This is a genomic window from Paraburkholderia bannensis (assembly GCF_014200455.1).
GTDB classification, from domain to species: Bacteria; Pseudomonadota; Gammaproteobacteria; order Burkholderiales; family Burkholderiaceae; genus Paraburkholderia; species Paraburkholderia bannensis_A.
Genome location: NZ_JACHBW010000051.1, coordinates 1 through 5801, shown reverse-complemented (window position 1 = coordinate 5801; position 5801 = coordinate 1). Strand labels below are relative to the sequence as shown.

Below are 5801 nucleotides of genomic sequence, written 5' to 3'. Positions count from 1 at the left end.
TGAGGCAAACTACTATCGGCAACTTGAAACGGTTGCCGCTGAACCGGCATTAACTTAAACCAACCAGCCTCCACGATTCCCGGGGCGGTTCAGATATTGGGATTCTATCTTTCACTTCGCAAGCCAAGATATCTGTCATGTATGGCTGCGTTGATGGACATGACGCGACGATTCGAACGCGCACCAGAATTTGTGGTGTTTGATGGAGGATCGGAGTTTGGGGCTGCTGACTTCAAGTGGATGCTGCGCTTTCTCCGCTCGGGAGAAAAGCCAAGAAAGACGTCTGCATGTCGGGAGGGTGATGTAATCGAGAGGCTCTTCGGTATGTCGCAGGCGGCGTTTATCCACAATCTTTACGGCAACACCAAGCTTCGAAGAAACCCAAGAAGTTTGACGAAAAAATCCGACCCGACCGTTTTGGCGCGACATACCCTCGAAGAACTCTACGATGGGCTTGAGGAGTTCTTCTTTGATATCTATGACAAGAGACGTCATGGGACGTTATGCATGTCGCCACGACAGAAATTTGAGACAGGCCTCGATCGAGCTGGAAGGCGTCCTGGAAGAAAGCGATATCTTAAAGATTGCATTCCTTTTGCGTTCCCCACAGTGAGAGGAAATACGCGAAGGCTTGATTGCCAGCGCGGAATACGGACGGACTATTCTCAATTCAGAAATCCTCGCTTGGAGAGTCCTCTATACCATGGGCTGTCTGTGCAAGTTAAGAATCACCCAATCGATCCGAACATAATTTACGCCCATGTGAAAAGTGAATGGTATCCAATGTTACGCGTGAAGACTGATGCCGACGCTTCATCGACTGAGTCGATTTCGTTAGCCGAAGCTGAGGAGAATTTCATTCTCCATAGCAGGGTCCTTGAGTCTCAGTACGAAGCGAATATGGCAGTATCGGGAATAGTCGAAAGTATGGATCGGAAGTGGACTGAGCGTGTTGCTGCGAATCAGCGTGAGCAAGAAAATTCGGATCCGGATGAAGGAACTGAAGACATCAAACTTGACGATGATGGTACGCAATCAAAGTCCTCCGGTGGAACGGGCGAAGAGCCGTCGCTTGCGGAACAGATGCGATTGCTCAAGGCTGGAGGTTATCATGCGAAAAGGTACCAATAGCAAGGGCGTTGAAAGATGCCCGGAAGATGTCCTGAGAGCCCCTCTCAAAGTTCGCCTGGAATATTTCAAGAATGCGATCGTAAGTCACAATATATTCGATGATGTCGTGGAAAAAATCGAGGCGGCGATCGAGTGTGGTTTGCCTGGAACAATGTTGGTACTCGTGGGTCCGGCAGGCGTCGGAAAATCGTCCGTTGGAGATGTACTACATCGGAAGGTAAGCGAAGAATTCTTCAAATCTAATCCGGAAGATATACATACCATCCCGTCAGCATTGATAGAAGCATGGGCTGGAGAAGATGGACGATTTGACTTTAAGGACTTCTATGAACAAATCCTAGAAGCGCTTCAGGCTCCCCTCATCTCGAATACATTACCTGAGGTCAAAAAAGTAGTCTGTGGCCGTGAGTTTTTTCTACCAGATATAACCCAGCGACGAGCGCCGACTGTGGCGGCATATAGAGCGCGTTTGCGCCGATCTATACGTGAACGGAAACCATTCCTTCTATTTTTTGATGAAGGATCCGCGATCATAGCTTCTTCGAATCCAGGACGAGTTCGCCAGAAATCGAACACACTTCGGTCCATGGTGAACAATTCAAGCACGACAATGATTCTATCGGGAGCCTACGATTTATATGATCTGGTCTTGCAAACCGGTCAGCTAGCGCGTCGCGGAGATGTAATTCATATGGCACCTTATCTACCGAAACAGGTGAAGGAATTCGCTGAAGTCCTGTATTCGTTTCAGGATATTATGCCTGTGAAGGGAGGGTGTAACCTCGAGCCATTCGCTGAGAATCTTTCGAAACAATCCCTATGCACGACAGGAATTTTGAAGAAGATCCTCATTAACGCGATCAAAATATCAGACAAGAAAGAGCGGCCGATCGATGAGGAAATCCTGAGCGAGAGCTACTACAAGCCCGCGCAGTTGGAGAAGCTTGAGCTAGAAATGTTTGATGGATATTTTAAGGTTGAGGGAATTCAGCATCCAAATGATAAGCGCAAGTTGACGCCACCTAAGACGAGCGAGGACGGTGCTGACGGCTCCGACGGCGCTCCGGCAAGGGCCGCAAAGAAGCGCGGCCGTCGTCCCGGCAGAGTGACGCCTTCGCGAGGTGCGCCGAGGGGCAGTCGTGATTGAGTTCGATCCGCATTATCGGGTGCGTCCGCGAGCGCTTTTTCTGCTTGAGCCCCGAGCGAACGGGACATGGGCGCGCCAGCGGCTGACCAGCTACGTGCAAGAGCTCGCGATCACGTCGCTGATAAAGCCGCACGCGCTCCGCGACTGCTATGGGCCATTTCCGTTTGGCGCTCGTTCCAGGGAGGGTGCGGTCGATCCCAGTAAGGCTCCCAATATTAACGGGGCTGCGGATTGCGCACGAAACTGGGTCTCGGTGGTGAGTGAGATTGTCGGACGAACGGATATCGAAGGGTTGACACTCCTTCCCTTTGCGGACTTCGTCCGGTCAGGTGGAGGAGCGCATTTGCATGCCCGCCGCATGTGGTGCAGGCGTTGTCTTCAGGAGGACATTGCTCGAGGGCAACTACCATACGAACGCCTGCTGTGGTCGCTCAGGCAGGTTGTGGTCTGCCCACTACACGGGGACCTTCTTGATTGCATCTGCCCACACTGTGGCCGTTCCCAGACGAATGAGCTTGCACGAGATTGTCTGCCCGGGCACTGTGGATTTTGCCAACACTTTCTGGGCGATGAGAGGACCTACGATGTAGTGGAATCGGAGAGTGTTGCAACGGAATATCAACTTTGGGTGGCAAGGGATTTTGGCAATCTTCTGGATATGAATTCCGATCAGATAGAAGGAGCTTCACATGAAAATGTTCGTCTCATGATGCGATTGGCGATAGCAAAAGCGTGTCGTGGGAGACCGCAAGTGTTCTCCGAAAATCTGCGATTTGGTTGCGAGACTGTCAAAAACTGGGTGGGCGGATGGAGGAGGGTATCACTCACCGTCATCAGTTCGCTGTCGTGGATATACGGTGTACCCATGCGTGCGTGGCTTCTCGGGGAAGTCGACGCATGGAATCGCTGCTGTGTTCGAGAACTGCCCCTCGATATTCATCGGGATTCAGATTTCCGTACGAGGTCCTATTGGTGCGATTGGGGTGCCGTAGGGGCTCGGATTCTCGCAAGGTTGGAAAGCGACCAGCCACCGCGTGGTGTGACCGACGCTGCGCGGATGGAGAATATGACAGCTGAAACCTTCAAGAAGCGACTTCCCGACGTGTATCTTCGCGTACGCGACGCGGCTGCGGAGAGGCGCAAGGCGTCTAGTGCAATAAACAGATCCAAGCTCAGGGAAAGAATTCGTGTGTGCATCGAGCAACTGACCCAGGAGGGTCAGCCGCCCACGCGAACGAGAGTAGCGACGCGCCTTGGTAGGGGCCTGTTTCCGAAAGGAGAGCGGATTTATTGGGAGGAGATTCAGCGCTTTAATGGGTGAGCACTGCTGGATCAGTTAGGTCGTGAAATTTTTTGCGTCCAGTCTAAGAGGGCGTGATCGAAGGCCGGAGAAACGACATCGATGGAATTTAATCTTGAAGGAGTACTTGGTGAATGCTTATCTTTCTCCTGAGAGAAGTGCCTTTCATCTCAAGCCGGTGAAGTGTGCGGGTTCGAATCGTCAGAAGTTGACCGATTACGTTGTCCAAATCGCAAGCAATTCGTTGCTGCCGGTGGACGTGATCGTGAAAGAGCTAGTGGGGTGGCCAGCGCGCAATGCGAGTTCGGACGCTACCCGTCGACCCTTCGCGTCAGGCCAGCATCTGGCGCTGGCTAATGCGCACGGCGAGACAGCAAAGTATTGGGTCGAACGTCTCAATGATCTTACTGGGCGAACGGACCTTGGGGCGCTCACGCTGTTGCCGTTTGCCAGCGTTTTGCGCGATCCATTTGGACTTGTTGGGCGTGCCAGACGGTGGTGTCCTGTCTGCCTTCAGGATGATTTGCTGGCCAATCGAGATATTTACGAACGCTTGATCTGGTCGATAAGGCTTGTGGAATGGTGTCCTGCCCATGACGTTCCACTAACCAACGTGTGCCCTGAATGTCAATACAGACACTCCACCGAAGCTTGCCGCCGCTCTATCTCGGGATGCTGTGCTCACTGCCACCAGTGGCTTGGAATGGAGATGCTTCGATATCGGAGATTTTTAGGTCGCTGCAGTCGAAAATGCTCTCGGGAAAGATGGATTGCGAGCGAATTTGCGTCGTTGCTGGACGTTCCAGATACGTCGCTTCACAAGATCTCGCAGGAGAGCGTGGCATTGATGATTGAATCAGGTATCGTTCGGGTTGCTGGAGGTAATGCGAGGCGATTTGCAAGCATATGCGAGAAATCTGCTTCTAGCCTCTCGGAATGGCGCGGCGGCCTCGTGATTCCTTCGATTCAAGCGGTCTTCGATATGTGTGAAAGGTTTCAGATTCACTTGACTGACTGGCTTTGTGCACATTCCGACGCCTGGCCGCATAGCCTGGAGCGTCGAGAGCATGCTGTTGAATATACTCCGCGTCGAACCGCCTGTTTGGAGCGCGACTGGTTTTCAATTGAGCGAAAGCTTCGAACGATGGTGAATTCCAATAGATGCCAACTGAGCTGGGAGCAGACAGCAAGGAAGCTCGATATTGATCCGTCACAACTGCACGCAAAGTTTCCGGAACTTGCGAGAAAGATTTCAGGGAAGGCGCGCGAACGCAGGGCACGTGACCGCGCCGATCGAATTGAGGCGCGACGTACTATGTTGCTAAGGCATTTGAAGAACGTTATCCGAAGAATGATAACTTCTGGCATCAATCCGTCCCGGCGGTGTGTGGAGGCTGAGTTGACCAAGCTGGGAGTCGAGTATCGATGGGCCGACTATCCACTGATCGCTCAAGCTAGACATGAAGTAGAACGGGACATGTGATCGAGCATTGGCATGTATTCGTGTGCAAACCGAGCAAAACGGTTGATACGAAGATCTATCTTGATAGTCTCGACTGACTTCGCGCTGTCCCAAGTCGTCGTCAGCTAACATTGCAAATCATCGACGACCGAGTACAGTTGAAACCATCCGATATTGTGTTCATTCCGCTTGGCAACCATTCCTTGACCCTTTGGGAGGGGCAAAATGCAGGAGCCTTTGGATGGAAGGAATGTGGTAAATCGTTTATTTTCCGCGGCATATGAAGGGAGTTTGGAGGAGCTGTACGTTCCACGTGTGAAAGCGGATGCCGAAACGGATCGAGTTCGTAGTAGCTTCAAGGCAGACGTCAGGCTGCCGGTTCTTTGTGTCTTTGGGAGATCGGGGATCGGAAAGTCAGGGTCTGGCCGCCTCGCATGCGTGGACAGCAGCAATGAGGAGGTTGCCGCGCCGCACCAACTAGCTGCGGCAGACTCAGCAGAAAAGAACGACCAGGATCTCAAATTCGTTCGGATGGAGTATTTGGGCCGTTACGACGAACCCGACATTGATTTTCAGGCGTGCCTGGAAAGACTCTGGGTCGCCCAAGAGCGCAGCCGGAAGTGTGCGGTGGTGGACCATTTTCGTTTGCCGGAAGGTGGATATCTTCCCCTAGAAGGTGTTATGAACTTTCGGCCAGACCTGGTACCCTGGCGGGATGAAAAAACGCAGACCCTACCCAACGGACGTATCGGACGAAGAGT

5 protein-coding genes are annotated in these 5801 nt (G+C 52.3%); all 5 read left to right on the top strand.

The window, feature by feature from the left end; all coding sequences use genetic code 11:
- The first annotated feature begins 153 nt into the window (after window positions 1-153).
- Window positions 154-1131: a hypothetical protein gene (locus tag F4827_RS34645; protein WP_221303928.1), complete on the top strand. Its 978-nt coding sequence runs from the start codon at window positions 154-156 to the stop codon at window positions 1129-1131.
- Entirely contained in the window at window positions 1112-2278 is a 1167-nt protein-coding gene (locus tag F4827_RS34640) for an AAA family ATPase (protein WP_183733841.1), read from the top strand. The genes F4827_RS34645 and F4827_RS34640 overlap by 20 nt, the downstream gene beginning before the upstream one ends.
- Window positions 2279-2636: 358 nt before the next feature.
- Window positions 2637-3599 carry a hypothetical protein gene (locus F4827_RS36125; RefSeq protein WP_409258907.1) on the top strand — a complete coding sequence of 321 codons (963 nt, stop codon included), beginning with the start codon at window positions 2637-2639 and terminating at the stop codon, window positions 3597-3599.
- A 109-nt stretch (window positions 3600-3708) separates the two neighbouring features.
- Window positions 3709-5061: a TniQ family protein gene (locus tag F4827_RS34630; RefSeq protein ID WP_183733835.1), complete on the top strand. Its 1353-nt coding sequence runs from the start codon at window positions 3709-3711 to the stop codon at window positions 5059-5061.
- Window positions 5062-5265: 204 nt separating this feature from the next.
- Window positions 5266-5801, top strand: a 536-nt coding sequence (locus tag F4827_RS35005; RefSeq protein ID WP_221303927.1) for a hypothetical protein, incomplete at its 3' end; no start/stop codon positions are given.

Coding starts and splice junctions, on each gene's coding strand:
- F4827_RS34645 (WP_221303928.1), top strand. CDS start 154: ATGGACATGACGCGACGATTCGAACGCGCACCAGAATTTGTGGTGTTT.
- F4827_RS34640 (WP_183733841.1), top strand. CDS start 1,112: ATGCGAAAAGGTACCAATAGCAAGGGCGTTGAAAGATGCCCGGAAGAT.
- F4827_RS36125 (WP_409258907.1), top strand. CDS start 2,637: ATGTGGTGCAGGCGTTGTCTTCAGGAGGACATTGCTCGAGGGCAACTA.